This is a genomic window from Bradyrhizobium arachidis (genome assembly GCF_024758505.1).
In the GTDB taxonomy this organism is placed as follows: Bacteria; Pseudomonadota; Alphaproteobacteria; order Rhizobiales; family Xanthobacteraceae; genus Bradyrhizobium; species Bradyrhizobium manausense_C.
In genome coordinates this window covers 3,199,659-3,224,222 of the sequence record NZ_CP077970.1, presented here as the reverse complement: position 1 = coordinate 3,224,222, position 24,564 = coordinate 3,199,659, and the positions used below count along the sequence as shown (strand labels likewise).

Genomic DNA, 24,564 nt, shown 5'->3' with positions numbered 1-24,564 from the left:
CCAATCATTGACCATAAAAACCTATGAAAAATCATGCGGCTAACAGTTCCTTATCGGACCCGGCGACGCCCTCCGTTGAACTACGGAGCACGACCCGTCTCGGGGGTCCGATGGCGGTTTTTTATTACCGCTCTAGCCGCCCTCGCATCGATGATTCCGGGAATTCCGCAAACGCTCGCGCAACAGGCGAATAACCCCGGCTTCAACCCGCGGCAGACCGAGAAATATTTCGAGACCCAGTCCGATCAGGAATCGGGCACTCATCCCTCCGTAAGATTACCGATGCTCGGTAGGCCCGATCTGGGCGGCGACACCAGACCGCAATTCGTCCTGCGAGGCGTCACGATCAGCGGTGCCCATGCCGTCTCCGCTGACCGGCTCGCCGGAGCCTATCAGCCCTATCTCGGCAAGAAGGTCTCGCAGGCCGACCTCGCCGCCATCGCGGGCGCGATCGGCGATATCTATCGTGGCAGCGGCTTCCATCTGAGCCGGGCAATCGTCCCGCCACAGGACATCGAGAAGGGCCGCGTTCGCATCCAGGTCGTCGAAGGAAGCATCGTCGAAGCCGAGCTCAGGGGAGACGGTGCCGAGCAATTTGGCATCCGGCCGATGCTCGGCCCGGTTCTGTCGGAGCATCCGTCACGATTGAGCACGCTCGAGCGACAGCTCTTCCTGATCAACGCCCGGCCGGGCGTTCGGATCCTGGACACGGCAATCGAGGAGCTTGGCGGCCCGACCGGACGCTTCCGCCTGATAGTTTTCGTCAAGACTTGGCACATCTTCACCTCGTTCGGGATCGACAATCTCGGTTCGTCGTCAGTCGGGCCATGGCAGACCTATGCCACCGCGGCATTCAACTCCTACCTCGCGCCCGGCGACACGCTGGCAGTTAACCTATCGACCATCGCGAATGATCCGCGCGAGCTCGGCTTCGGCCGGCTGTCCTATGACGTTCCGGTCGGCGTCGATGGCGTTCGCCTGGGCATGTCGGCGCTCTACAGCGAAGTCAGGCCCGGCGACGCGCGGCGGCTCGACAACGACGTCACCAAGACGGAAGCAATCGAGTTTCGCGCAAGCATCATGCCTCTCCAGTCGCAGACGTCGTCGCTGACGCTGACCGCGGCGCTCGGCTTCAGCAACGTATCGGAACGCGACGTATTCGGGCCCTACTACAACGACCATATCCGGACCGCGAGCCTAACCTCCGACTACCGGCTGCAGGACCGGTTCGGCGGCACCAACTATCTGACGTTGGGCTACCGCCAGGGGCTCGACATTTTCGGCGCCTCGCATTTTTACGACGACCTCCTGTCGCGCGACGGCGCGTCGTCGAACTTCTCGGTGCTGAACTTCTGGTTCACGCGCTACCAGGCCCTCACCGATGCCTGGTCGATCAAGCTGTCCGGGGCGGGCCAGACGGCTTCCCGACCACTGTTTACGTCGCAGCAGTTCTACCTTGGCGGGGCAGCCTTCGGACGCGGCTACGGCGCCGCGGAAATCAGCGGCGACAACGGTCTTGCCGGCTCGTTCGAGCTTCGCTTCGACCAGAAGCTCAATTTCCGCTACTGGAGCGGCTATCAGTTTTACGGTTTTGCCGATGCCGGTGCGGTCTGGAACGACGGTTACCGCCTAAGGGATGGCCTGTCGCTGACATCGGCCGGCGCCGGCGTGCGGCTGTTCCTGTGGGACGATCTCCAGGCCGATTTCGGCGTCGCTGTCCCGCTTAGCTATCGCGCGCCCGACAATGAGCGGCGCAATCCGCGCTTCCTGTTCACGCTATCGAGCGCCTTCAGGCTTTGCCCGGAACGCAGCAAGGGGCATTGCCTCTAGGCCTGGACTTCTTTCGGCACTGCAAGGCCTTCACGTATGCGGCGCAGTTGCGGCAAGCTTGCCTAAATTTAATCCCGACGTGCGCTCACGATTGCTCGATCCGCGAGTTCCATATCACCATGTTCAGTGGAATGTGATCGGGTGGAAACGATGAAACGGGCACTGGCAATTCTGGCCTTTCTTTGCGTCCTCGCCGCCGGGGAGTACTTCGCCGTGAGCAAGTTCGCCATTCGTCACGAGACGCTGAACCTGTTCGACGCCGCGCGGCAGCGGCCGATCTCCGTCTCCATCGCCGTGCGCCGTGACTACGAGACCAAGGCCAGTCTCGGCTTCTGGCGGCTTCCGCTCGCGATCATCAGCAACGGCAACACGGTGAAGAACACTGAGTACTCGTTCCTCGCCAACGCGCTCGCCGCGCGTGGATATCTGGTTGCCAGCATCCAGCAGGATCTGCCGAGCGATCCTCCCCTGATGACAGTGGTCGGCGAGCCCTATGTCGGCCGGCGCGAGGTCTATATGCGCTGCGAGGCCAATATCCTCTTCGTGCTCGGTCAGCTCAAGAAGACGCAGGAGAACGCCGATTACGACCACATTACGCTGGTGGGCCATTCCAACGGCGGCGACGTCTCCATGTATATGGCCAAGCAGCATCCCGAGCTGGTCGCCAAGGTCGTCACGCTCGACAATCTGCGCGTCCCCTTCGTGATCAGCGACCACGTGAAGATCCTGTCGTTCCGCTCGAAGGATCCGCACTTCACGACGGACCCCGGTGTGCTGCCGACGCCGGAGCAGGCCAAGTCGCGCGGTATCGACATCGTCAATACCAGCGCCCAGCACACGGAGATGAGCGATCGCGGCCCCGACTCGGTCAAGGAGAAGATCCAGGAGACGCTCGATCGGTTCTTGCGCTCGAGCGCCAGTAGCGCGCTCGCGCCCGCCGATACGACCAGCCCGATGATCATGAATCCCGCCGATTACTAGCGGGACGGCTTGCGGCAGATCAAGGCGCCGCCGGGCCGTTTACGCGACAAGGGGGCTTCATGGGAGGCGCCGGAGAGTCCGATGTCGCACTACACTGAAAGCCTGGAGCTGCCCGTCGCGCGGACGCCTCGATTTGTCCGCCGCTATTATCGCTCTGTCCGCCGGCTTGTCCGCGCCATCGTCGCTCGCATCGACCTGTCGCAATTCCCGGGATCGTGTTGCGGGTGAGGATGTCCCCCATCCAAAAGAACCATCGGTCAGGAACAAGCATGCATGCGAATTTGAGGCGGCTTCCGCTCTTGCTGACCGTGGCTGCCAGCACGTACGGATCAGCAGCGCTTGCCGCCGATCCCGATCATGGCGGTGATCTCGCCAGGCGCTGGTGCGCGAGCTGCCACGCGGTGACCAGCGAGCAGAAGCAGGCGAGTGCGGATGTCCCGACCTTCGTCGCTATCGCGCGCAAGCCGGACTTCAATCCGGAGAAGCTCGCCCTCTTCCTGCTCGATCCGCATCCGAAGATGCCGAACTTCCCGCTGAGCCGGAACGAAGCCGCCGACATCGCGGCCTATATCGGCGCGCTGCGCTAGCGCCGCGGCGTTAGCCCTTCCCCTTGCCGCCCTGCATCAGGCTGCCGGTCATCTGGCGCATGTGCTCGCCGGCACTCGTAAATTGGCTCCGCAGGAAATCGGACTGGATGCGCATGGCTTCCTGAAGGTCCGTGGCATGGACGAGCTTGCGCGCGTGCTCGAATGCCGACTTCATGTTCTGCTCGGTGAATGCCAGCGCTTGCTTCGAGACGTCCGTTCCGGTCCCGGGCACCGATGACATCGACTTGGTGGCAGCTTCGAAGAACATGCCGAAGGCCTTTTCCGCCTGGTCGATGGTCTTTTCGGCCAGATCGCGCAATTCGGCCGGAACTTCGAGCTTGGGTTCGATCATGTCGCCGTCCTCCCTTGTCCGTGATTGGATATCACATTTGCCGGGCGGCGTCCTAGCGGCACAGCCGAGCCCCGGCCGGGCCAAGGTCTGGACCAATATCTGGGTCGCGTCAGGCGGCCCGCAAGGCGCTCAGTTCAGGACAGGGGATGCTCGGGAATGGCTTCGTCGGTGGCGAGGTCTTCCACCAGCCTGATGATTTCGCAACGCTGCTGCCTCTCCAGCTTCATAAACGCCCGCAGGAGCCGCAGGCTCTCAATGCTCTGGCTTGAAGGCGCGCCCAGCTTAAGGTGCATTTCAGTCGCGAAACCAAGGTTCTTCATCCTGCACCTATTGCAAGGAACGGGCTCTGAGCCGCGAACATGTGGATCATGCTCGAACGTCGAAGGCCAGGGACGCAGCGCTTGAGGTCGGGCGACCACAGGGCCAACGCACCGAACGGCCTACCCCTAGCTTGATACTGCCGACCCGACGAGGTTGCAATTATGCCAAGGAACAACTCCTCAGGCAAGTCAAACCGGTAACCGAGGGTTGCTCAAACGGCATCGCGCCACGGCAATTCCGGATGGACCACACTATGCCGTCATCGTCCGGCAACGGCAAGACACGTGCGATCTCCTGACGCAATCTCGTCTTGATCGGCCTCAATGCATTGAGGCCTGCGCCTGCTTTGTTTCCAAATGTGCATATGGAGGTGCGGGGATGATGCGAACATACTACTTCGATTTGAAGGATGGAGTTCCGGTTCGCGATCGCCGAGGGCTGGATTTTGCTTCGCCGGGCGCTGCGATCGCACACAGCAAGGATCTGGCGCAGCGGCTTCGCAACGAGCGCAACATTCAGGACCCGCGGTTGATCATCAGCGTGCTGGACGAGTCCGGCACCGAGGTGCATCGCGAACCCGTGTACCCGGATCGGCCTTAAGCCGCTATTGCTTCTTCAGCGTGTAGACCGTGTTGTCGAGGCCGACTTCGGCAGTCGTATCGTCGACGAAATGGAAGTCAATCTCGCAGCCAGTTTCGAGGGTCTTGATCTTGTCGCTCGCAAAGCCGAGCGAGGCGGCAAGCGCCCCCGGCTCGGCCTTCTTGTTGGCGCGTTGCATCTCGTCGAACGCCCCCTGGAAGATCATGTCGGCGCCGTACTCGGTCATCTTGTACTGCGGTCGAGCGCAGGCCAGGGGACGCGGACCGGAGATCTCCTTTGCCTTGAACAGAACAATCTTGCCCAGCAGGCGCGCACGCTCGGCATCGTCAGGCTTTCGCTGCGGATCGGCCCAGGGCGCTGCGACCGCGGATGCGATCTTCCAGCCGCCGATGTAAGAAGGATCGGCGGCGCGCGCCGCACCGACAGCTATGAGCGACGCCACCAGGCAAAGAAGACCCGTCAGTTTCACGAAGATATCCCCATAGGCTTGCACTACTTGGACGCAATAGCGCCCCCGGAGGTTCATCGGATCCCACCAATTTTTCCAATCACTTGAACCCGCGTTCAGGAACGAGCGACCAAAGCCCGTGCGATACGGCCACGCAGATCACACGGGCGCCATGGCTGACACATCTTCACGATTCGGGCGCGCGTCAGCACCAAAGGAAGTCTGCATGCTTTCTCGCAGCGATCTCATCAAGGGCGCCGCGTTCGCGCTTCTCGCTTTCGTTTCCACAAATGGCGCATGGGCGCAGGAGGCCAAGATGAACCTGTTCAAGATCGTGACCGTGAAGGATGAAATCATCATCGGGCTCAGCCCGGACGAACTCAAGGCGCTCGGCGGCAGTGATGCGGCCGCCGTCGCCCATGCGCTCGCGCAGAAGGGCGATCTGACGGTGTGGCAGTACAACGTTCACCGCGGCCCGAACGGCGAAATGCAACAGGCGCCCACCGCCAAGATTGGCCTGCTCGCCAACTCCTCGCTCCGCGTCGAGCCTTACACGACGCCGTATCAGATCGTGCCGCATCCGTAAGGACAAAGGGCGCCGGTCTACTCATCCTCAGGAGAGAAGACAGAGACCATGGATAGCACTCAATTGCTCTGGACGCAGATCGGCGCCGGCGTTTGCACGCTGCTGTTTGGCGGCATGCTGTTCAACCTGCTCCGCCTACGCAACCGTCTCGCCGCAGCGGCCAGTTGGACGCGCGTCGAGGGCGTCGTCATCGCCTCGCAGGTCAGTGCGCCCCCCTCGCACGCATCCGATGACCTCAACGACGCGACTCCGGTTGTCCGTTATCGCTATAGCATGTGCAACCAGGAGTTCGAGGGCGACAAGACCAGAATCGGCGGCGAGCCGATGACCACGCGCACGCTCGCAACACGGCTCGCGGCACGGTATCCCGTCGGGGCCGCGGTCGAGGTTCATGTCGATCCGAACGATCCGAGCAACGCGGTCCTCGACCCGTCGCAGGTCGGCAACCTTGCAGCGCAGGCCATGCTCACCCTGACGTTCGGCGTCATCGCAGCCGTGCTGATCGCTCATACCGTTGCCGGCCGCGTGCTCTATGTCGGTCAGGGTGTGCCTCTATTCGCGTTCCTTCTCCCGGTCGTGGCCTTCGCCGCTTCCATCGCCGCCTTTCTCTCGTTCGTGAGAATGCGGCGGCTTGCGCGCGCCAGCCGAAGCTGGCCGACCGTGCCGGGCAGGATCACGTCGTCGAGCGTGATCGAAGAGCTGATCGAAGATCGCCGCGACGACGACAAGACGTCGATCAACCGGAAGAAGATCCACCGGTATCAACTCGATCTTCGCTATGCCTATCGGGTCGGCAAGCGGGACTATGTCGGCATCAATCCGAACTGGGGATGGACCGGCGTCTACGGTCTCCGTGAACTCGCGGACAAGGCAGCCGCTCACTTTCCGCTGGGCGGGGCCGTGACGATCTATTACGACCCGGACCACCCGGCCAACGCCGTGCTCGAACCGGGCGGCCGTCAGGGCTCATTTGCGCCGCTGGTGTTTGGCGCGATCAGCGCCGCCGTGGGTGCCGTCCTACTCGTGTTTTTCCTGCGCGCCGGCTTCTCGTGACTGGTCACGCCCTTGGTCTCCGTCGCAAAGCCGTAGGACAGTGCCAGCCGGTTGAGGCATTCCTGGAGGCGTTTCGAAAAATAGTCGTTCCAGCGTTGGCTGCGAACGGCGCGGCGCTGTCCGATCTCCTCCATGGTCAGCCCAAGGATGAGCACGTCGTGCACAAGTGCGGCACCGTCGGTGCCGAGTTCACGCTCGATCCGGTTCAGCCGCATCACGGCCTGGCGCTGGCTTTCGGTGATGGACTCGCGGCCACGCACTCCATCGACATATTCGCGGGTCGGATCGACCGCTTGCGGCCCGCGTTCCGCCCGCTCCCAATCGCTCTGGAAAGCGCGGCCGCCGCGGTACTGGGCCTCATCGATCTGGTGATGGGAATGCAGTCGGCCGAGCGGATCGTTGCGGATGGAACGCAAGGCAATGATCTTCTCCCCCGGCTCCAGCGCGAGGGGGTTATCGACCTCGACCATCGCCACATCGGCGTTGAGCGTCAGGTCGCGTGCCCGGCGGTCATTGAGCCGGTATGATTTGCTGCGCTTGGCGCGTGTCACTTCGGTTACTCCTTGCAAAATAGCGAGAGATGAGTGCGATCTACCGGGTCGCCGTTCAGGCGACGCGCACGATCCTGAGCACCACGGCGGCACGTTCCGACACCGTGCCGGGTCCCCAGGTCAGACGGAAGTGCGGCGCGCAATAGCTCGAGCCCCGGCGCCTTGGATGGCCGCAAAAGGTGATCTCCTCGCCCTCCTTGTCGCCGCCATAGGGATAGCGGCAGTCATCCGATTCGAGCTCGAGCAGCGAGATCAGGCGCGGGCGGACGCCGACGCAGCGGAGTTTGACCGGTTCGGCCGGCCTAAAGGCCGTTTGCGGCGGCTGTTGCAAGGCGTGCGGAAGGGATTGGCGCGAAGGCACGCAATCCTCCTGCGCCGCTGTCGCCAGCGACGGAACGATGGATGGACTGTCCACGCGCGGCTGCACCGACAGCCCCATCCTGCGAGCGCGGCCGAGCACCGCGCTCTTGGTATAAGCCGTTCCGAACGTTCTGTTTATTTCCCTGGCGATGTCCGAAAATGAAAGTCCCTTGAGGACATAGTCGCGCAGCGCGCCGGAATGCTCCGGCGCCCAATTGCTGGGTTCCATGATGCCTGCCTGTGATCCGCGCCCACCAAGCCGACCGTCCGGGCGCAGACTCACATTCCGATATTCCGAACAAAAAGTCAACGTAGAATTCGGATATTCAGACGATAAGGATTGCATCGTTTCCGAATTTCGGATTACAAGGGAGCAGAAGATGGCTAGATGAGGGAATCACCATGCTTGACGTCACAATGATCGAACGGGGTCTGAAGAGGTCGGGTAAGAGCAAGGGCGGGCTTGCCGCGGCCATGGGCGTCCGTCCCGGCGCGGTCTCCGAAATCCTCGGCGGCGAACGCCTCGTGAAAGCGTCGGAAATTGTTCCGATCATGGAATACCTCGAGCTCAATCTCGCCCCGATCATGGGCCGGGTCGGCGCCGGCGCAGTGATCGAGCCGGATTACGAGCAGGTTCCTCCCGAGGGCCTCGGCGACATCACCCTTCCTCTCACCATCATGGAGGAAACCGTGGCCTTCGAAGTCACCGGCGATTCGATGCTGCCCAAATATGAGAGCGGCGACGTGATCGTCGTCTATAAGGAGCAGCGTTTTCCCCTGTCGAGCTTCTACGGCGAGGAAGCCGTGGTCCGGCTGAAGACCGGAGAGCGCTACCTTAAGACCATCGAGCGGGGCAAATCCCCCTCCGTCGTCAACCTGACCAGCTTCAACGCCAAGCCCATTGTCGGTGTGAAGCTCGAATGGGTCGGGGAGATTTGTCTCAGCATGCCGAAGGGCCAGCTCGAGCGGCTGCGTTCCAAGTCGGCCCGGTCGCGCAAGGGCAAGGGCAAGTAGCGCCACAGCCCCAGATTTCCGTTTTTTGGAAATCGACTTGACTTTCTTCCGATTTACAGAAATAGTGCCCTGCGTTGGATGATGCCAAGGCAGGGCAAAAATCTCGATGCAGTATTTCGTCGTGATGATCGACTATGGCCGGAGCGGCCGCGAGGCGATCGTCGACCCGGAAGTGACCCGGCGGGAGGTGATTTCCCGCATCGTCTCCCGCGAATACCGGAATATCTGCTTCATCCACGAAATCACGGACGCCGCAGTCACCGACGTGACCGAGGACATCCTAGCCGAGGCCGCCCTCCCCGAGATTCCCTCAGACGAGGCCGATCTCCAGGCGACGCGCTTCGATCACGCGCGCGACCTGCGTAAGCACGAACGGACGTGACGCGAGCCCCGACGGAGCCCGCGCCTGTTCGCCGGACGTCACACCAACAGCACCGTCGATCCCGTGGTCTTGCGTGCGGCGAGATCGGCATGCGCTTTCGCGGCGTCCTTCAGCGCATAGGTCTGGCGCACCTCGATCTTGACCGCGCCTGATTTCACGACGTCGAACAATTCATTGGCCATCGCGACCAGGTTCTCGCGCTTGGCGGCGTAGGTGAACAGGGTCGGCCGTGTGACGTAGAGCGAGCCCTTCTGTGCGAGCAGGCCGAGATTGAGCGGCTCCACCGCACCGGAGGACTGACCGAACAGCGCGGCGACGCCGAGCGGCGCGAGGCAGTCGAGTGATTTCAGGAACGTATCCTTGCCGACGGAATCGTAGACCACAGGTACCTTCTTGCCGCCGGTGATCTCGTCGACACGCTTCACGAAATCCTCGCGCGTATAGATGATGACATGGTCGCAGCCATGCGCCTTGGCGAGCTTGGCCTTTTCGTCGTTGCTGACGGTGCCGATCACGGTCGCGCCGAGATGTTTTGCCCACTGGCCGAGGATCAGGCCGACGCCGCCGGCCGCGGCATGGAGCAGGATGGTGTCGCCGGCCTTCACCCGATAGGTCTGCCGGATCAGATACTGCGTCGTGAGCCCCTTCAGCATCATCGCCGCCGCGGTCTTGTCATCGACACCCTCCGGCACTTTCAGCAGACGATCGGCGGGAATGAGCCGCGCCTCGGAATAGGCGCCGAGCGGTGATGCACCATAGGCGACGCGATCACCCGGCTTGAGATCGGTAACGCCGGGCCCGACCTCCTCGACCACGCCGGCCGCCTCGCTGCCGAGCCCGCTGGGCAGTTGCGCCGGGTAAAGCCCCGAACGGTTGTAGATGTCGACGAAGTTGAGACCGACGGCGGTATGACGGATGCGCGCTTCGCCGGGACCGGGCTTACCGACCTCGACCTGCTCCCAGACCAGAACTTCCGGACCACCGGTCTTGTGAAAACGGATGGCATGCGTCATGGGCGTTGCTCCCTTATTGTTGGCGAGGCGTAGAAAACCAGTTAGCGCTGTAAAATAGGCTTTTAGTCCGCGCGTTACAGTACAGAGACGTAACAAGAATGTCACAGCAAACGACAAACGGCGGCTGTTCCGCCTCTGTTCGGAAGAGTTGATGACGAGGTTTGCGCCGTTGGACGTAGATTCTGCGCGGGGTTGATGGTCGCCTGCGAAGGAGAGAGCCGAGATGCCAGCTTATGTTCAGCATCATCAGGACATCGAGATCGCGCCTGTGATTTGCCCCTCGTGCATGGGGTTTCTGCCGATGTATGTGCGCGAGGTGGAGCCGCACTGGGGCCTTGCCAAGATCGACTTTGTCTACGAATGCGCCGATTGCGGCGGCGAGGTCAGGCAGACCATCCGCAAGCCTGGATCGTTCCGGCATTGATCGCGCGCGCCGGCTCCGACGGTATTTGCGTTAAGCGGAAATAGTTCGCGGCCGTGCAGGTCTGTTCCCTCCCAAACGAGGCTTGTTCTTTGCCGGGAACGCAGGCAGAACAAGGCTCAAGCAAGACCATTTGGGAGCGCCCTTCGTGGCTGATCAGAAGGCCTCGACCACGATCGAGGCAGTGGAGAGCGGCCTCGCCGCGCAAGGCTATATCGCGAGCCGGCAGATCGCGACCGCCGTCTATTTGTCACAGCAGATCGAGAAGCCGATCCTGGTCGAGGGCCCCGCGGGCGTCGGCAAGACCGAACTTGCGAAGGCGATCGCCGCCTGGCGCGGCATGAAGATGATCCGTCTGCAATGCTACGAGGGATTGGACGAAGCCAAGGCGCTCTACGAGTGGAAATACGCCAAGCAGTTGCTCTACACCCAGATCCTCAAGGACAAGCTCGGCGAGGTGCTCGGCGGCGCGCAGACGCTGCACGCGGCGCTCGACCAGCTCCACACCTTTGGCGACGTGTTCTTCTCCAAGGAATTCGTTGAGCCGCGCCCACTCCTGCAGGCGCTGGAGCAGCCGGGCGGCTGCGTGTTGCTGATCGACGAGATCGACAAGTCCGATGCCGAGTTTGAATCGCTGCTCCTGGAAATCCTGTCCGACTTCCAGGTCACGATCCCCGAGCTCGGCACCGTTTCGGCGATTGCACCTCCGACCGTGATCCTGACCTCCAACAGCGAGCGCGATCTGGGCGACGCGTTGAAGCGGCGCTGCCTGCATCTGCATATCGGCTTTCCCGAGCAGAGGCTCGAGGAGCGCATCGTCGAGAGCCGCGTCCCCGGCATCTCGCAGACGCTGCGCCGGCAGATGGTCGGCTTCATCCATGAGATCCGCACACTTGATCTGAAAAAGCTGCCGTCGGTCAGCGAGACCATCGATTGGGCGCGTGTGCTGGTGCTGTTGCAGGCCGGCGAGCTCGACACCGAGATCGTCAAGGATACTCTCAACGTGCTCCTGAAATACGAAGCCGACATCGAGGCGGCGCTACCCCAGGTCACCACCTTCATTGCGAAAGCGGCGCGTCACAACGTCTTTGGTTGAGCGGGATGCGAGAGAACCTGCATCGCTTCTTTCGGGCTGCACGCGGCGTCGGCGTTCACGTCTCGCCGGCCGAGAGCATCGATGCGATGCGCGCGGTCTCGCAGGTCGGCTTTTCCGACCGCGACATTCTGCGCGACACGTTGCTGCTGACGCTGGCCAAGACGCAGGACGAGAAACTCGCGCTCGGCGACTGTTTTGACCTGTTCTTCAGCCAGCCCGAGCCTCAGCGGGAGAAACCCGCCAACGACGACAACGCCCCGCAAGACGACAATCAGGACAGTCAGTCATCCTCGTCCGAGGCCTCAGGCGACGCGAGCGGCGGAGAGCCCAACGAAGCTCTGGGACCGCTCGCGCAGATGCTCTTGTCGCAGGACCGCAACGCTCTTGCGGCCGCGCTCGCGAATGCCTCGTCGGCGGCATCACTATCTGATATCCGCTACTCCACCCAGCGCGGGATTTTTTCGACCCGCATCCTTGATGCGATGGGCCTGCAGCGCCTGCGCGACGACCTCGACAACCTCACTGCGACCAACCCGTCGCTTGCCGAACGGCTCCGCGCTGCGCTCGACGGCCTGCGTGAAGCCGTGCGCGACACGGTTTCGCAGGGATTGGCGCTCTACGCGCGTGAGGAGGCCGAGAACCTGCGCAACGAGATTTTGCGCAGCGCGCCGCTCGCTCGCATCGAGCCGCGACAGGTGGAGCAGATGCGCCACCTCATCCGCCAGATCGCGCGACGCCTGCGCGAGCGCTACTCCAAACCGCGCAAGCGCCAGCGCCGTGGCCATCTCGACGTGCGCCGGACGCTCCGCCGCAACGCCGCCTGGGGCGGCATCCCCTTCCTCACGGCCTGGAAGCGCAAGCATCGCGACCGGCCGAAGATCGTGGCGATCTGCGACGTCTCTGGCTCGGTCGCAAGGGTCTCGGACTTCTTCCTGCTCCTGATCCACTCCCTGCACGAGGTGGTCGACGACGTCCGCTCCTTCGCCTTCTCCTCGCATCTGATCGAGGTCAGCGACATCCTGGAATCGAAGACGCCTGACGCCGCGATGGCCGAGATCATGTCCAAGGTCGGCTTCGGCTCATCCGATTACGGCTCCTCGCTCGAAGACTTCGAGCATGAGTTCATGAGCACGCTGACGCCGCAGACAACGGTGATCGTGCTGGGCGATGCCCGCAGCAACAACCTCGATCCGCGCGCCGACATCCTCAAGCGGATCTCCGAGCGATCAAAGCGCCTGGTCTGGCTCAATCCCGAAGGGCGGCTTGCCTGGGGCTTTGGCGATTCCGAGATGCCGCGCTACGCGACGTTCTGCAGCGTGGTGCGCCAATGCGCGACGGCCCAGCAGCTCGAGCGGGCCGTGTCGGATATCGTCGCGACGTATCAGTAAACGTCGGTTCAGTAGATATCGGTCACGCGCGCAATGGAGCGTGAGCAAGATTGCATTCCCTGAAATGGTAGGCGATTTCTTCGAGGGCCCGCTGCTCCCACTCTTCGGCCTGCGCGAGCCAGAAAACCCGTCGATTGGAATCCAGTGCCGCGCGTTCACGGCAAAACGATTCCTGACTGCGAATTTCCACCAGCCTGTTCATGCAACTCCACTCCTGCCGCGTGAAGCCCATTTCCCTGCGAATCAACGTAACAGAGTCTTGAACGGCTTGCGCGATTTTTCCTGTGCGCATTGCAGCGCGAAATGCGGCAGACATCCTTCCCCGTGCACTGCGGCAATTTGCAGCGCAGCATCACCTGGAGATCATCAAATGGTGATCTGCAATCGGGACGATATTCGTGCGGGAACGACCTTAACTATTGTGGCGCAACGATCTGCGTCAATTTGTGAAGAGACATTCTAAACAGCTATCGAATTGCGGACTCAATGTCGTCGCATGATTTTCACGCAGCGCCGTTAACTGGTGCGCACGATCGCCGGATATTCCGAGGCAACATGAACGACGATGTCGACTACGATCTCTCGCCCGATCAGTGGGAAGCGCTGAAAGCGCTTCGCCATCACCTCTCGCGCAATCGCCACGTGAAGGCCTACATGGTCGAAGACCTCGCCAAACTCGGCCTCGTTGCGATCAGCGAGGGCCTTCCACTGCTGACGCCAACCGGCCGCAAGGTGCTGGTGCGAGGGTCATGCCGGCTGCTGGATCTTGCGGCGTAGCTCTCTTTCCGACCAACATTCCCGACCATTCCGCGGAGTTGACAGAAACCTCAGGTCCCTCACCTTGCCCGGCCCTTTTCTTGCTTCCGGGAACGTGTGAGGAGATTTGCATGCGCACAACATCCGTCGACTTCATTCGTATTGCCACCAAGGGCCCCGGAGATGTCTCGGGCCTCGCCAGCATGATTGCCTCCGGCAGTATCGATCCGAAATCGATCCTCGCGGTCCTCGGCAAAACCGAGGGCAATGGCGGAGTCAATGACTTCACCCGGGAATACGCTGTGTCCGCACTCTGCGTAGCGCTCGCGCCTCATCTCGACATGCCTCCCGATGGTGTCGAGCACCGGATCGCCTTCGTGATGTCCGGCGGCACGGAGGGCGTGCTGAGCCCCCACATCACTGTCTTCACCCGCCGCAGCGTGGCGGGCAGCGGCGGCATCTCCGGAAAGCGCCTGAGCATCGGCATGGCACACACGCGGGATTTTTTGCCTGAGGAACTCGGGCGTCGCGCGCAAATCGAGGAGACGGCGAAGGCGGTCACCGCCGCGATGGCCGACGCCGGCATCAAAGATCCGCGCGACGTCCATTTCGTCCAGATCAAATGCCCGTTGCTCACGAGCGACCGGATGGAAGCAGCCGTCGCCCGCGGCAACAAACCCGCGACGACCAGCGCCTATACGTCGATGGCTTATTCGCGCGGTGCGTCCGCACTCGGCGTCGCCGTGGCGCTTGGCGAGATCAAGGACGCGATTTGCGACGCGGATGTCCTTCGTCGCTACGATTTGTTTTCGTCGGTCGCCTCGACGTCCGCAGGCATCGAGCTGATGCACAACGTCGTCATCGTGCTCGGCAATTCCGACATGTCGGCAAGCCCATATGAGATCGGGCACGCCGTGATGCACGACGCCATCGACGCCGCCGCTGTCATCGATGCGCTGAAGAGCGTCGGCCTGCCCGCCGGCGCCGGGCCGCACGCCGGCCGCGAGCTTGTCAACATCTTCGCCAAGGCGGAAGCCTCACCCAGCGGCACCGTACGCGGCTTTCGCCACACCATGCTCGAGGACACCGATATCAGCTCCACCCGGCACGCGCGCGCCGCGGTCGGCGGATTGATCGCGGGCCTGGCCGGCACCAGCGCCGTCTATGTGTCCGGCGGCGCCGAGCACCAGGGACCGCCCGGCGGCGGGCCCGTCGCTGTTATCGTGCGGCTGTGAGCGACGGGTTCGATCGTCTCAAAATATCTGCGCGATCACGATCGCGTAGGCGATGAACACGACGCCCAAGCCCCAGACCATCGCGGGAATCTGCGACCGCCGCCCCATGGTGACCTCGAGCGCAATATAACTCAGCGTCCCCAGCGCCATTCCGTTGATGAGATTGTTGGTGAGCACCGTGACCAGCAGGGTCAGCACGATGGGCACGGCGTTGACGAGATCGGTCATGTCGATGCGGGCGAGCCCCTGCATCATCAGCACGCCGACGAGCACCAACGCGGGCGCCGTCGCCTGCGGCGGGATGACGACGAAGACCGGCCAGAAGAACAAGGCGAGGAAGAAGAACCCTGCGACCGTCAGCGAGGTCAGGCCGGTGCGCCCGCCGGCCTGCACCCCGGTGATCGACTCGATATACGCCGTGACCACCGAGGTCCCGAGCAGCGGCCCCACGATGGAAGCCGTCGCGTCCGTCGCAAAGGCGGCGGTGGCATTCGGGATCGAGCCATCAGGCCGGCGCAAATTGGCGGCGCCCGTCACGCCGATCAGCGTGCCGAGCGTCGAGAAGAACTCGGCGCAGAGAAAATAGAACAGCAGCGGCAGCGCCACGACGAAATGACTGATGAGGTAGCCGACGTCGAGCGCCATGAACGTGCTGGTGGGCCAGCGCGGCCATGACAGGATCGCCGAGGGCACTGTGGTGACCATCTTGCCATTGGCGCCGGGAACGAGAAAGCCGACCAGGGTCAGCAACGCGATCGACAGGATGAGCGCGCCGGGAATGCGGCGCGCCACCAGGATCGGCGTCAGCAAGAGACCAAACAGCGTCAGCAGGACCGGCGGACTGCGCAGCGACCCCATGGCGATATACGTTGATGGATTCTGCACCACAAAGCCGGCCCCGCGCAGCGCGATGAAGACGATCAGCGTGCCGACCGCAGCCTGGATTCCAATCTTCAACGCTTCCGGGACATCGCGCGCGACCCGCTCGCGCAGTTTCGACAGGCTGAGGATGAGGAACAGCACGCCGGTGAAGGCGACCATGGCTAGCGCACCCTGCCAGGGCATGCCCATCTGCTTGACGATCACATAGGTGAAGATGACGTTGGAGCCCATCGCGGGCGCCACCGCGAGCGGCAGATTGGCCCAAAGCCCCATCATCACCGAGCCGACAATGGCCGCGAGCGCCGTAGCACTGACGAGATCGGCGCGGTCCATCCCCGCATTGGACATGATCGCTGGATTCACCGCGATGATATAGGCCATCGCCGCGAACGTGGTCGCACCGGCCATCACCTCCCGCCCGACGCTGGTACCGCGTTCAGTGAGGCGGAAGATGCGGTCGAGCGGGCTTGCCGCGGCGTGCGACGCAAGCTCTGCGGCAGCGGCTTGCGGTGTCGTCATCTCGTTCATCGCGGTCACTCCCTCACCAAACCACCGGGTGCGCTTCGCCCGTCTGCACGTTGATGAAACCGAGCGGGGCCTGCTCGCAAGGAGCCACCAGCACCCAGCTCCAGGGAGCGCAAGTCAGCGTGGCGAACATCAGCCTTTCAGGAAATCCCGGATACCAGCGCGGCCGGTAGGTCGGCTCGTACATCCAGTCGACTTTGCGGCCTTCCGCGTAGAGCGCCTGCATCTCGGCGTCGAGCGCTTGCGCTGAGCGGCAGCTCATCAGCCCGCCGACCTCGAAACGAGCGGTAGCGACGAGCTCGCCCTCGCGCACCAGGGCCCAGCCGCCCTGAAGCTCGACCAGCGCATTCACCGCCTTCGCCATCGCCGCGTCGGACGAGCCGACCACCCAGATGTTGTGCTTATCGTGAGCGACCGAACAGGCGAGCGCCGTGTCAGGCGTGCGCGGCCCGCAACCGCGCCAGAACATTTTTGCGACCCGCCCGTCGCCCGAGAAGCGATCGACAATGGCGAATTTGGTGATGGCTTCGCTTGGGTCGCGCTGCACGGCGCCGTCCCGCACCGCGAGCTCCATCGTGTAGAAGTCCGGATGCCAGTGGAAGGGACGGATCACGGCCGCTTTCATCGTGGTCCGGCCGGGCTCCGCCAGCAGCTCGAAATCCGTGGGTTCGATCGTGCGGTTGATGTTGACCGTCTTGGTCGCCCAGTCCGGCCACTGGATTTCGGGCACAGTCCCGAGGTAGCGCGAGCCCTCGGAGACCTGGGCGCCGTCCGCCCACACCTCGGCGATGCCGAGCTTGGCGACATCAGACAGCAGCACCACGTCGCCAAAGCGCCCCGGAGCCAGACTACCGACGAACGGCGTGAGGCGCATGTGCCGCGCCGGATTGATGGTGAGACACTGGATCGCGATCTCGGGTGCAAGACCGGCTTCGATGGCGACCCGCGCATTGTGATCGCTGGCGCCGAGCTCGAGCGTATGGCTGGCGCTGCGGTCGTCGGTGGTGAAGGCAATCTGCGACCAATCTTGCAGCCCCTTCGCGAGCAGCCATGCAACGATCTCAGGCATCGCATAGATGCGCAGCTCGACGAACAGACCGCGCGTCAGCTTGTCCCATGTCTCTTCCGGCGTCTGCACCTCGTGATCGGAGGCGAGGCCCGCGGCGGCAAAGGCGTTAATGGACGGCAGATCGCGCAATCCCGAGGCATGGCCTTCAACGACGCCGCGTGCCGCGAACGTTGCCTCGATCATGCCCCAGAGCCGGTCGTAGGATGGATTGTCGGGATTCCAAACCGCGGGCCAGTCCATGACCTCATCAAGCCCGGTGACCATCAGGCTCTCGCCCATGAAGCGCGCCTGCTCGTCGCGACCATACCAGCCGCCACCCCATTCATAGGCCGTGGGCGGCACCGCCGAGCCGGGTTGCGGAAAGATCTTCAGCGGCGACCCGCGGCGGCGTGCCTCGAACCAGAATTCGAGATTGCGCGCTCCGTTGACGTTGGAGAATTCGTGGCTCGCCTCGCAGGTCCAGGTATTGCCATGCGGCAGCACCAGCGCTGCCTCCCATTCCGGGGTCAGATGCGAGCTTTCGATATGCTTGTGGACTTCACCAAATCCGGGGACAGCCGAAAGATCGGGGCGATGGACGCGTTCGCGGACGTTGCCCGGATAACTTCCCGCGGGCCCGACCCACGCGATGCGACGGCCCTTGAAAACGATCTCCTGATCCTCGCTCCAGGTGCGGCTGTGCACGTCGAGCAGCCGCCCGACGCGCAAGCTCCGGTCCGCCGGGCGGCGGCCGAGTGCCGTAAGGACCAGGTCCTGGCGGATGCGGACTTCGTCGGCGGCGTTGATCAGGAGATCGTCTGGTATCTTGCTCAACGAAGTCATCATGCCCCACCCTATGCCGGCTCTCGCGCAACGGCGGCTCGCTTCCGCCGCGGCTTGCTGCCCTTGGAGCGTAACCGCGCAGCGGCAGCATCGCGCTGGCGGATATCCTTCAGAAGCGTCGTAAGCGCCCAGTCGATCGTGTCGGCGATCTCGGCGCTGGACATGCCGAAGTCCTCGCGCAAGGCGCTCCAGGCGAGCACGTTGTTGAGATAGGCGGCAAGCGCCTCCGCCTGACGCACTTGCTTCGGCTTGAGATGCCGCACCAGCGGCGCCATCGCCTTGCGGTGCTGGTCGATCAGATGCCGCCGGAACCCCGCGCGAACGCGACGGCCAACCCGTGTCATCGCGATCGCGCGGGCAAGATGAGGATGCTGATCGAAGCTCTTGCACAACTTACGGAAAATGTCCGGCAGCTCGTCCGGCGAGGTGAAGGGAACATAACCGAAGACATTGTCCTCGATCCATTCGCCGGCAGCTTCGAATAATTCCGCGCGCGTCTTGAAGTGGCGATAGATGGTGCGCTCGGCGACCTTTGCACGCTCGGCGACGGCGGCCATGGATATGTCGTCGGCGGCATCATCTTCAAGCGTCTCGACAAAGGCCGCGACAATGCGCTGCCGCGTCATCTCGGCATATTCGTCCCGGAGACTGGAGATATGTCGTTTAACTGTACTCATGTCATAATTCTGACGCGAGTCCGTCCGGAGCGTCAAGATGAGATTTGTGGCAACCACGCCCCAACAACACGCAAATGCGAACACCCGTCAGCGATCCGTCCGAGACAAACAACCGGTGCCGGCGCGACGACCGAGAAGCCCGCTCAGCGTCGCGTGTCCGCCTGAAAAATAGTCTTTTGCTCTTCGCCGAAATCGGATTTGCTTCCGCACGAAAAGATCTGAGCAAGGGAGCTGCCCATGAACGGTCTTGGCGGACTGAACAAATCGCCTGATGGCGTCGTGATCGGTCTCGTGCAGTTGCAACTGCCGAACGTCGTGACCAGGGCCGATCTCGCGCGCCAAACCGAGCGGATCGTCTGGATGGTCGGCAAGGCGCGGCGCAATCTCTCCACGATGGATCTCGTGGTATTCCCCGAATATTCCCTGCACGGGCTCTCGATGGACACTAATCCCGAGATCATGTGCCGGCTCGACGGGCCCGAGGTGGCCGCCTTCAAGAAGGCCTGCATCGACAACAGGATCTGGGGCTGCTTCTCGATCATGGAGTTCAACCCGCACGGCAATCCCTACAATTCCGGCCTGATCATCGACGACCATGGCGAGATCAAGCTCTATTACCGCAAGCTGCATCCCTGGATTCCGGTCGAGCCGTGGGAGCCGGGCGATATCGGCATTCCCGTCATCGAAGGACCGAACGGTGCAAAAATCGCGCTGATCATCTGCCATGACGGTATGTTCCCGGAGATGGCGCGGGAATGTGCCTACAAGGGTGCGGAGATCATGATCCGCACCGCCGGCTACACCGCGCCGATCCGCGAGGCCTGGCGCTTCACTAACCAGGCAAATTCGTTTCAGAACCTGATGGTCACGGCGAACGTCTGCATGTGCGGCTCCGACGGCTCCTTCGATTCCATGGGCGAAGGCATGATCGTGAACTTTGACGGCAGCGTGCTTGCCCATGGCACGACGGGGCGGCCCGACGAGATCATCACCGCCGAGGTACGGCCCGATCTCGTGCGCGAAGCGCGTATCAACTGGGGCGTCGAGAACAACATCTACCAGCTCTGGCATCGCGGCTACGTCGCGGTTAAGGGCGGCGCGATGGATTGCCCCTACACGTTCATGCAGGACATGGTCGCGGGTACCTTCCGCCTGCCCTGGGAGGACGAGGTCAAGATCACCGACGGCACCTCCTGCGGCTTCCCCACCCCGAGCCGGATGTTCGGCAAGACCGCGAAGGCTGCCGAATAGGCCCTTCTCGCCGTCAAAACGCGACAATCTGGCACGGATGTTGCTCGTTTCTGGCGATCGAGACGTCGTCAGAAAACGGGGAGCCACCATGTCGACCATCACCGCGGTCCCGGCCGCCGAGCGCAAGCCGCTCTATACCTCGCTGTTCGTCCAGGTCCTCGCGGCCCTGATCCTCGGGATCATCCTGGGCATGGTCGTTCCTGACTTCGCCATCAGCCTGAAAATCCTCAGCGACGCCTTCCTGAAGCTGATCTCGATGATCGTGGCCCCGATCGTGTTCTGCGTCGTCGTGCACGGCATTGCCGGCGCCGGCGACCTCAAGAAGGTCGGCCGCGTCGGCGTCAAGGCGCTGGTCTATTTCGAGATCATGACGACGGTGGCGCTCGTGGTCGGCCTGTTGCTGGCCTACATCTTCGGCCCCGGCCACGGCATGAACATCGATCCCTCAACGCTCGATGCCAAGGCGCTCAACACCTACGCCGACAACGCCCACAAGCTGCAAGGCGCGGGCATCGGTGCCTTCCTGCTCAACGTCATCCCCTCGACCTCGTTCGACGCACTGTCGCGCAACGACGTGCTGCAGGTTTTGTTCTTCGCCGTCCTGTTCGGCGTCGGGCTTGCGCTGGTCGGTGGAGAGAAGGGCAAGCTCGTCACCTCGATCATCGACGCCGCCTCCACCGTGCTGTTCCGCGTCATGGGATTGATCGTGCGGGTCGCCCCGCTGGGCGTGCTCGGTGCGGTCGCCTACACCGTCGGAAAATACGGCGTCGGTTCGCTCAAGCAGCTCGTCTCGCTGGTGATGCTGTTCTACGTCTCGGTCGGCATCTTCGTGCTCGGCGTGCTCGGCGGCGTGATGGCCCTGGCCGGGATCAACATCCTCAAATTCCTCAGCTACCTGCGCGAAGAACTGACCATCGTGCTCGCCACCGCCTCGTCCGATGCCGTGCTGCCGCAGATCATGAAGAAGCTGGAGAGGATGGGCGTGAAGGACTCCGTGGTGGGCCTCGTCATCCCGACCGGCTATTCCTTCAACCTCGACGCCTTCTCGATCTACCTCACGCTCGCCGTCGTCTTCATCGCGCAGGCGACCAACACGCCGCTCTCGTTCGGCGATCTTCTGCTGGTGCTCGGCGTCTCTCTCATCACGTCCAAGGGCGCCCATGGCGTGCCGGGCTCGGCGATCGTGATCCTGGCGGCGACGCTGAATGCGGTGCCGAGTATTCCCGCCATCGGCCTCGTACTGGTGCTATCGGTGGACTGGTTCATCGGCATGGCCCGCGCGCTTGGCAATCTGATCGGCAACTGCGTGGCAACGGTGGTCGTGGCCTCCTGGGAAGGCGACCTCGACCGGGCCAAGGCTGCAAAGGTGCTGGAAGGCGGCGAGCTGGTGGACGTGACGGCGGGGTAACGTCAGTCATTCCAATGGAGAAGCGGCGTTCCGAACGCCCTTCTCCAGACAGACAGAAAGCGCGGGAACCAGGAGTGAGCCACGGCGCCCTTGTAGGCCCAGGTGCGATACTTCAGACCTTGTTCCGACAAGAGCTCCTGATATCCGCCGTGCACCTCGGTCGCTGTACGAATGTCTTTCAAGATCCCTTGCGCATAGGGCCGGTAGACATCGCTGCCTGAAAATTCATCGTAGTCCAGCATGCGATCGGCAAATTCGACGTTGAACGTCGGCCAGGACGAACGGCCCTGGTAGGCGGGCGCCGCGATTTTGTGGATCACCTTGTTCCGCGGATTATCCGCCGACACCAGGAAGTGGAACGTGCTCGGTATGCGAAAGCGCGGCTCGGCGATGATCAAGTCCGTCGTGGCCGCAAACAGCGCGCGTTCGCTCGCCTCGCTCAGATCCCAAAATCCGCGATGCACGCTGACGAAGTCGAGGGCAACCTCGGACACCGGCGAACCTGCCGGGCCATCCAGGGAATGCCTGACATAGCCACCCTTGCCGAACAGACGGAGAAGCTCCTTCTTGTACTGCGCGAGGTCGCGTCCGAGGAGCCCTGTCAACTCGTTCTCGTGGATGACCCCGAGCTGCATTCCCCACACAAACGTCGTGTAGACGCATGCATTGGTGACAAAGCGCCTGCGTTCGGCGCGGGTGTCGGTGGCCGCAGAACGAGGTGCGCTGGCGTCACAGAGCAAATACCTGAAGCCGTCGTCGCCGAAAGGCTCAAGCTCGCTAGCGAGCAGCAGGATCGCCCGCTTCAAGTCGGCGCCGTATTCGGCGAGCAACAGACGACCGGCATGCGCGCTCTGTGACATCGCGAGATAAGACGACGCGCGCTGGTCGGCAGAGATCATCTGCTGGAGGCCAGCAATGATGCCGAGCAGCGTATCCGAGGGGCGGGAAAAGTAATTCACGCCGAGATAGCGGGCACGCCCGGCCGGCACGATCGTCGTTGTGACGACATTGGCGCGCACCGCCTCCAGCATCAGCCGGACGCTCTTTTCGAGCAGGCGAACGCGCCTGATAGCGTCCTGCGAATCCATGATGGTTTCGGGGTCGAGGACGTCAGGATAGAACCAGGCGAAGTCGCGCGGATAATACGCGGACGCGTGCGGCGCGCCGGTGACGAGAAAGGACTCTTTCGCCGAGAAGGCGCTGTCCATCGAGTGCCGGTAGAGGTCCTCGATCGCGGTCGACAATTGATGCGACTGTCTCAGGAAGCGGTCACCGAGGAAATTGACCGCCTGGAGAGCGTTGGCCACCCAGGTCGCAACCACACCCTGGTAAAACCTGTTGTCGTCATGTGGCGAGAACGGAATATCGCTGTTCATACAAGTTGTTGGACGAAGCTGCGCAAGCGTTGCATTGGCAGTTGGGACCCTGACTTGATTCGTATATCAGTCAGATGACAGCAATATTCAGCGCCTGCCTAACCTTCGCGCGGCCTGAAATTCTCGATCACCCGCAACAGCACCCGCGCGCCGGCGTCGGCGTCCGAGAGCTCGACATGCTCGGCCGGATTATGACTGATGCCGCCGCGGCAGCGGACAAAGATCATGCCGACATCGGCAATGTCGATCATCGCCATGCCGTCATGCCCTGCCCCGCTCGGCAGCTCAAACACGGGGAAACCTTCCGCGGCGATCGCCTGCGCAATCTGCTCCTTGAGCCATGGCGCGCAAGGCGCAGTGCGGTTTTCATGGGTGACGTCGAGCTGCAGCGACAGGTCCCGCCGCTTTGCGATCGCCTCGATCTGCCGGACGATGTCGGCCACGGCGCGCTTGCGGTGCATGTCGGTCGGCGCGCGCATGTCGATGGTGAACGACACTTGCCCCGGAATGACGTTGGTCGCGCCGGGCATCGCGTGAAGATAGCCGACAGTGCCGACGAGGCCGTTCTCGTCGGTGCGGCAGAACTGCTCGATCGCCGTGATGCATTCGGCCGCGCCCGATAGCGCATCGCGTCGCAATGCCATCGGCACCGTGCCGGCATGACCGGCCATGCCGGTCAACCGCGCCGCAAGCCGCGTCGCGCCTGCAATGGCTGTCACCACGCCGACCGGCAAGTTTTGCGCTTCCAGCACCGGCCCCTGCTCGATATGCAACTCGAGATAGGCAAGCAGCTCGCGCCGCGTGCGGGCGGCAGCCCCGATGTGCTCGGGATCCAGCCCGAACTGCACGAGCGCGTCGCGCATCGACACGCCGTCCCGGTCGCGCGTCGCCAAAACGCTCTCGTCGAACGTACCGGCCACGGCACGGCTGCCGAGCAGCGTGGAGGCAAAGCGCACACCTTCCTCGTCGGCAAAGCCAACCACCTCGATTGCAAACGGCAGACGCTTGCCGCGCCGGTTCAGCTCGGCAACGCAGGCAATCGCAGTGATCACCCCGAGCGGCCCGTCCCATTTGCCGGCATCGCGCACGGTGTCGTAATGCGAGCCGAGCATCAGGCAGGGCAGGCCCGGCCGCTCGCCCTCATAACGGCCGCAGACATTGCCGACCGCGTCGAGATGCGCATGCATGCCGGCGTCGCGCATCCAGGCGAGAATGAGATCCGCCGCCGCGCGCAACTCTTTGCTCAGATAGATGCGCGTGAGCTTGTCCGCCTCTTCCGAGATGCCGCCGAGTTCGTTGATCCGACGAACGATCTCGTCGCCGAGCGAATTGTTTTGAACGGCGATACCAGCACCCATCCCGGTCAAGCTTTCCAATCCTTCAGGCCGCGGCCGATGACGGCGAGCCCGTTGATATCAGATACAAGTTCGGGGCCGGCGAAGCACGCCCGGCCATTGCCGACTGGTTAGCATGAATGCCGAGCCGCCAGACCCCGCCGGTAGCAGCCGCGCACCATCGGCTGGTTAAGACTGCTTAACTCCCTTGCATACAACGCAACGAGACTGCCTAAAATTTATACA

At 62.8% G+C, this 24,564-nt stretch carries 27 protein-coding genes; 15 read left to right on the top strand and 12 right to left on the bottom strand.

All coding sequences use genetic code 11. The features are described from left to right. Positions 1 to 33: 33 nt before the first annotated feature. The 3 genes from KUF59_RS14470 to KUF59_RS14460 all read left to right on the top strand — a co-directional run bounded on the left by KUF59_RS14470 (position 34) and on the right by KUF59_RS14460 (position 3,398). On the top strand, positions 34 to 1,830 hold the full coding sequence (locus KUF59_RS14470; protein WP_212457740.1) for a ShlB/FhaC/HecB family hemolysin secretion/activation protein: 1,797 nt from the start codon (positions 34 to 36) through the stop codon (positions 1,828 to 1,830). Between the two features lie 150 nt (positions 1,831 to 1,980). Further along, positions 1,981 to 2,811 carry an alpha/beta fold hydrolase gene (locus tag KUF59_RS14465; protein WP_212457741.1) on the top strand — a complete coding sequence of 277 codons (831 nt, stop codon included), beginning with the start codon at positions 1,981 to 1,983 and terminating at the stop codon, positions 2,809 to 2,811. 269 nt (positions 2,812 to 3,080) lie between these two features. Beyond that, on the top strand, positions 3,081 to 3,398 hold the full coding sequence (locus KUF59_RS14460; protein WP_212457742.1) for a c-type cytochrome: 318 nt from the start codon (positions 3,081 to 3,083) through the stop codon (positions 3,396 to 3,398). A 10-nt stretch (positions 3,399 to 3,408) separates the two neighbouring features. Here KUF59_RS14460 and KUF59_RS14455 read toward each other — a convergent pair whose 3' ends face one another. Beyond that, a complete protein-coding gene (locus KUF59_RS14455; protein WP_212457743.1) occupies positions 3,409 to 3,750 on the bottom strand; it encodes a phasin in 342 nt (113 codons plus the stop codon). Between the two features lie 134 nt (positions 3,751 to 3,884). Continuing rightward, positions 3,885 to 4,070, bottom strand: coding sequence for a hypothetical protein (locus tag KUF59_RS14450; RefSeq protein WP_212457744.1), 186 nt, complete (start codon positions 4,068 to 4,070; stop codon positions 3,885 to 3,887). Positions 4,071 to 4,452: 382 nt separating this feature from the next. Between KUF59_RS14450 and KUF59_RS14445 the strand changes: the two genes are divergently transcribed. Then, entirely contained in the window at positions 4,453 to 4,671 is a 219-nt protein-coding gene (locus KUF59_RS14445) for a DUF6894 family protein (RefSeq protein ID WP_212457815.1), read from the top strand. A gap of 4 nt (positions 4,672 to 4,675) precedes the next feature. On the opposite strand, the gene KUF59_RS14440 is transcribed toward KUF59_RS14445, so the two are convergent. Then, on the bottom strand, positions 4,676 to 5,140 hold the full coding sequence (locus KUF59_RS14440; protein ID WP_212457745.1) for a hypothetical protein: 465 nt from the start codon (positions 5,138 to 5,140) through the stop codon (positions 4,676 to 4,678). A gap of 205 nt (positions 5,141 to 5,345) precedes the next feature. On the opposite strand from KUF59_RS14440, the gene KUF59_RS14435 reads away from it, so the two are divergent. Then, positions 5,346 to 5,705 carry a hypothetical protein gene (locus tag KUF59_RS14435; RefSeq protein ID WP_212457746.1) on the top strand — a complete coding sequence of 120 codons (360 nt, stop codon included), beginning with the start codon at positions 5,346 to 5,348 and terminating at the stop codon, positions 5,703 to 5,705. Between the two features lie 48 nt (positions 5,706 to 5,753). After that, positions 5,754 to 6,758: a DUF3592 domain-containing protein gene (locus KUF59_RS14430; RefSeq protein ID WP_212457747.1), complete on the top strand. Its 1,005-nt coding sequence runs from the start codon at positions 5,754 to 5,756 to the stop codon at positions 6,756 to 6,758. Here the strand turns inward: KUF59_RS14430 and KUF59_RS14425 are convergent. Next, on the bottom strand, positions 6,665 to 7,309 hold the full coding sequence (locus tag KUF59_RS14425; protein ID WP_258769573.1) for a hypothetical protein: 645 nt from the start codon (positions 7,307 to 7,309) through the stop codon (positions 6,665 to 6,667). The two genes, KUF59_RS14430 and KUF59_RS14425, sit on opposite strands and share 94 nt — an antisense overlap. 55 nt (positions 7,310 to 7,364) lie before the next feature. Then, positions 7,365 to 7,898: a GcrA family cell cycle regulator gene (locus tag KUF59_RS14420; protein WP_212457748.1), complete on the bottom strand. Its 534-nt coding sequence runs from the start codon at positions 7,896 to 7,898 to the stop codon at positions 7,365 to 7,367. Between the two features lie 173 nt (positions 7,899 to 8,071). Between KUF59_RS14420 and KUF59_RS14415 the strand changes: the two genes are divergently transcribed. Both KUF59_RS14415 and KUF59_RS14410 read left to right on the top strand, forming a co-directional pair. Next, positions 8,072 to 8,683 carry a S24 family peptidase gene (locus tag KUF59_RS14415; RefSeq protein ID WP_212457749.1) on the top strand — a complete coding sequence of 204 codons (612 nt, stop codon included), beginning with the start codon at positions 8,072 to 8,074 and terminating at the stop codon, positions 8,681 to 8,683. 106 nt (positions 8,684 to 8,789) lie between these two features. Further along, positions 8,790 to 9,065: a hypothetical protein gene (locus KUF59_RS14410; protein WP_212457750.1), complete on the top strand. Its 276-nt coding sequence runs from the start codon at positions 8,790 to 8,792 to the stop codon at positions 9,063 to 9,065. 38 nt (positions 9,066 to 9,103) lie between these two features. Here the strand turns inward: KUF59_RS14410 and KUF59_RS14405 are convergent, their stop codons facing one another. Next, entirely contained in the window at positions 9,104 to 10,078 is a 975-nt protein-coding gene (locus KUF59_RS14405; protein WP_212457751.1) for a quinone oxidoreductase family protein, read from the bottom strand. A 223-nt stretch (positions 10,079 to 10,301) separates the two neighbouring features. On the opposite strand from KUF59_RS14405, the gene KUF59_RS14400 reads away from it, so the two are divergent. From KUF59_RS14400 to KUF59_RS14390, 3 genes are all read left to right on the top strand, one after another. Beyond that, complete coding sequence (locus KUF59_RS14400; RefSeq protein ID WP_212457752.1) at positions 10,302 to 10,502, top strand: hypothetical protein; 201 nt, start codon at positions 10,302 to 10,304, stop codon at positions 10,500 to 10,502. Positions 10,503 to 10,647: 145 nt separating this feature from the next. Then, complete coding sequence (locus tag KUF59_RS14395; RefSeq protein WP_212457753.1) at positions 10,648 to 11,595, top strand: AAA family ATPase; 948 nt, start codon at positions 10,648 to 10,650, stop codon at positions 11,593 to 11,595. Positions 11,596 to 11,600: 5 nt separating this feature from the next. Continuing rightward, a complete protein-coding gene (locus KUF59_RS14390) occupies positions 11,601 to 12,983 on the top strand; it encodes a vWA domain-containing protein (protein WP_212457754.1) in 1,383 nt (460 codons plus the stop codon). 22 nt (positions 12,984 to 13,005) lie between these two features. On the opposite strand, the gene KUF59_RS44055 is transcribed toward KUF59_RS14390, so the two are convergent. Then, positions 13,006 to 13,185 (bottom strand): hypothetical protein, encoded by a 180-nt coding sequence (locus KUF59_RS44055; RefSeq protein ID WP_212457755.1) that lies wholly within the window; start codon positions 13,183 to 13,185, stop codon positions 13,006 to 13,008. Between the two features lie 353 nt (positions 13,186 to 13,538). Here KUF59_RS44055 and KUF59_RS14380 point away from each other — a divergent pair, with 353 nt between their 5' ends. After that, positions 13,539 to 13,760 carry a hypothetical protein gene (locus tag KUF59_RS14380; RefSeq protein WP_212457756.1) on the top strand — a complete coding sequence of 74 codons (222 nt, stop codon included), beginning with the start codon at positions 13,539 to 13,541 and terminating at the stop codon, positions 13,758 to 13,760. 110 nt (positions 13,761 to 13,870) lie between these two features. Beyond that, positions 13,871 to 14,974, top strand: a complete 1,104-nt coding sequence (gene atzD / locus KUF59_RS14375; protein WP_258769571.1) for a cyanuric acid amidohydrolase — start codon at positions 13,871 to 13,873, stop codon at positions 14,972 to 14,974. An 18-nt stretch (positions 14,975 to 14,992) separates the two neighbouring features. On the opposite strand, the gene KUF59_RS14370 is transcribed toward atzD, so the two are convergent. From KUF59_RS14370 to KUF59_RS14360, 3 genes are read right to left on the bottom strand one after another with little or no spacing between them, the layout of a single operon-like run. Continuing rightward, complete coding sequence (locus KUF59_RS14370) at positions 14,993 to 16,384, bottom strand: NCS2 family permease (RefSeq protein ID WP_212457758.1); 1,392 nt, start codon at positions 16,382 to 16,384, stop codon at positions 14,993 to 14,995. A 13-nt stretch (positions 16,385 to 16,397) separates the two neighbouring features. Continuing rightward, positions 16,398 to 18,275 carry an adenine deaminase gene (locus KUF59_RS14365; protein ID WP_212457759.1) on the bottom strand — a complete coding sequence of 626 codons (1,878 nt, stop codon included), beginning with the start codon at positions 18,273 to 18,275 and terminating at the stop codon, positions 16,398 to 16,400. A gap of 8 nt (positions 18,276 to 18,283) precedes the next feature. Continuing rightward, positions 18,284 to 18,949 carry a TetR/AcrR family transcriptional regulator gene (locus KUF59_RS14360; protein WP_212457760.1) on the bottom strand — a complete coding sequence of 222 codons (666 nt, stop codon included), beginning with the start codon at positions 18,947 to 18,949 and terminating at the stop codon, positions 18,284 to 18,286. A 237-nt stretch (positions 18,950 to 19,186) separates the two neighbouring features. Between KUF59_RS14360 and KUF59_RS14355 the strand changes: the two genes are divergently transcribed. Both KUF59_RS14355 and KUF59_RS14350 read left to right on the top strand, forming a co-directional pair. Next, on the top strand, positions 19,187 to 20,200 hold the full coding sequence (locus KUF59_RS14355) for a formamidase (RefSeq protein ID WP_212457761.1): 1,014 nt from the start codon (positions 19,187 to 19,189) through the stop codon (positions 20,198 to 20,200). 88 nt (positions 20,201 to 20,288) lie between these two features. Further along, complete coding sequence (locus KUF59_RS14350) at positions 20,289 to 21,608, top strand: dicarboxylate/amino acid:cation symporter (RefSeq protein WP_212457762.1); 1,320 nt, start codon at positions 20,289 to 20,291, stop codon at positions 21,606 to 21,608. A 2-nt stretch (positions 21,609 to 21,610) separates the two neighbouring features. On the opposite strand, the gene KUF59_RS14345 is transcribed toward KUF59_RS14350, so the two are convergent. Then, a complete protein-coding gene (locus KUF59_RS14345; protein WP_212457763.1) occupies positions 21,611 to 22,984 on the bottom strand; it encodes a hypothetical protein in 1,374 nt (457 codons plus the stop codon). 98 nt (positions 22,985 to 23,082) lie between these two features. Next, entirely contained in the window at positions 23,083 to 24,342 is a 1,260-nt protein-coding gene (locus tag KUF59_RS14340; RefSeq protein ID WP_212457764.1) for an allantoate amidohydrolase, read from the bottom strand. Positions 24,343 to 24,564: the final 222 nt, after the last annotated feature.

What these genes read in the sequence shown, in the direction of transcription:
- atzD (WP_258769571.1), top strand. Translation starts at nt 13,871, where the DNA reads ATGCGCACAACATCCGTCGACTTCATTCGTATTGCCACCAAGGGCCCC.
- KUF59_RS14460 (WP_212457742.1), top strand. Translation starts at nt 3,081, where the DNA reads ATGCATGCGAATTTGAGGCGGCTTCCGCTCTTGCTGACCGTGGCTGCC.
- KUF59_RS14345 (WP_212457763.1), bottom strand. Translation starts at nt 22,984, where the DNA reads ATGAACAGCGATATTCCGTTCTCGCCACATGACGACAACAGGTTTTAC.
- KUF59_RS14400 (WP_212457752.1), top strand. Translation starts at nt 10,302, where the DNA reads ATGCCAGCTTATGTTCAGCATCATCAGGACATCGAGATCGCGCCTGTG.
- KUF59_RS14370 (WP_212457758.1), bottom strand. Translation starts at nt 16,384, where the DNA reads ATGAACGAGATGACGACACCGCAAGCCGCTGCCGCAGAGCTTGCGTCG.
- KUF59_RS14450 (WP_212457744.1), bottom strand. Translation starts at nt 4,070, where the DNA reads ATGAAGAACCTTGGTTTCGCGACTGAAATGCACCTTAAGCTGGGCGCG.
- KUF59_RS44055 (WP_212457755.1), bottom strand. Translation starts at nt 13,185, where the DNA reads ATGAACAGGCTGGTGGAAATTCGCAGTCAGGAATCGTTTTGCCGTGAA.
- KUF59_RS14380 (WP_212457756.1), top strand. Translation starts at nt 13,539, where the DNA reads ATGAACGACGATGTCGACTACGATCTCTCGCCCGATCAGTGGGAAGCG.
- KUF59_RS14350 (WP_212457762.1), top strand. Translation starts at nt 20,289, where the DNA reads ATGTCGACCATCACCGCGGTCCCGGCCGCCGAGCGCAAGCCGCTCTAT.
- KUF59_RS14340 (WP_212457764.1), bottom strand. Translation starts at nt 24,342, where the DNA reads ATGGGTGCTGGTATCGCCGTTCAAAACAATTCGCTCGGCGACGAGATC.
- KUF59_RS14415 (WP_212457749.1), top strand. Translation starts at nt 8,072, where the DNA reads ATGCTTGACGTCACAATGATCGAACGGGGTCTGAAGAGGTCGGGTAAG.
- KUF59_RS14465 (WP_212457741.1), top strand. Translation starts at nt 1,981, where the DNA reads ATGAAACGGGCACTGGCAATTCTGGCCTTTCTTTGCGTCCTCGCCGCC.
- KUF59_RS14360 (WP_212457760.1), bottom strand. Translation starts at nt 18,949, where the DNA reads ATGAGTACAGTTAAACGACATATCTCCAGTCTCCGGGACGAATATGCC.
- KUF59_RS14405 (WP_212457751.1), bottom strand. Translation starts at nt 10,078, where the DNA reads ATGACGCATGCCATCCGTTTTCACAAGACCGGTGGTCCGGAAGTTCTG.
- KUF59_RS14430 (WP_212457747.1), top strand. Translation starts at nt 5,754, where the DNA reads ATGGATAGCACTCAATTGCTCTGGACGCAGATCGGCGCCGGCGTTTGC.
- KUF59_RS14435 (WP_212457746.1), top strand. Translation starts at nt 5,346, where the DNA reads ATGCTTTCTCGCAGCGATCTCATCAAGGGCGCCGCGTTCGCGCTTCTC.
- KUF59_RS14470 (WP_212457740.1), top strand. Translation starts at nt 34, where the DNA reads ATGCGGCTAACAGTTCCTTATCGGACCCGGCGACGCCCTCCGTTGAAC.
- KUF59_RS14365 (WP_212457759.1), bottom strand. Translation starts at nt 18,275, where the DNA reads ATGATGACTTCGTTGAGCAAGATACCAGACGATCTCCTGATCAACGCC.
- KUF59_RS14420 (WP_212457748.1), bottom strand. Translation starts at nt 7,898, where the DNA reads ATGGAACCCAGCAATTGGGCGCCGGAGCATTCCGGCGCGCTGCGCGAC.
- KUF59_RS14390 (WP_212457754.1), top strand. Translation starts at nt 11,601, where the DNA reads ATGCGAGAGAACCTGCATCGCTTCTTTCGGGCTGCACGCGGCGTCGGC.
- KUF59_RS14410 (WP_212457750.1), top strand. Translation starts at nt 8,790, where the DNA reads ATGCAGTATTTCGTCGTGATGATCGACTATGGCCGGAGCGGCCGCGAG.
- KUF59_RS14445 (WP_212457815.1), top strand. Translation starts at nt 4,453, where the DNA reads ATGCGAACATACTACTTCGATTTGAAGGATGGAGTTCCGGTTCGCGAT.
- KUF59_RS14355 (WP_212457761.1), top strand. Translation starts at nt 19,187, where the DNA reads ATGAACGGTCTTGGCGGACTGAACAAATCGCCTGATGGCGTCGTGATC.
- KUF59_RS14455 (WP_212457743.1), bottom strand. Translation starts at nt 3,750, where the DNA reads ATGATCGAACCCAAGCTCGAAGTTCCGGCCGAATTGCGCGATCTGGCC.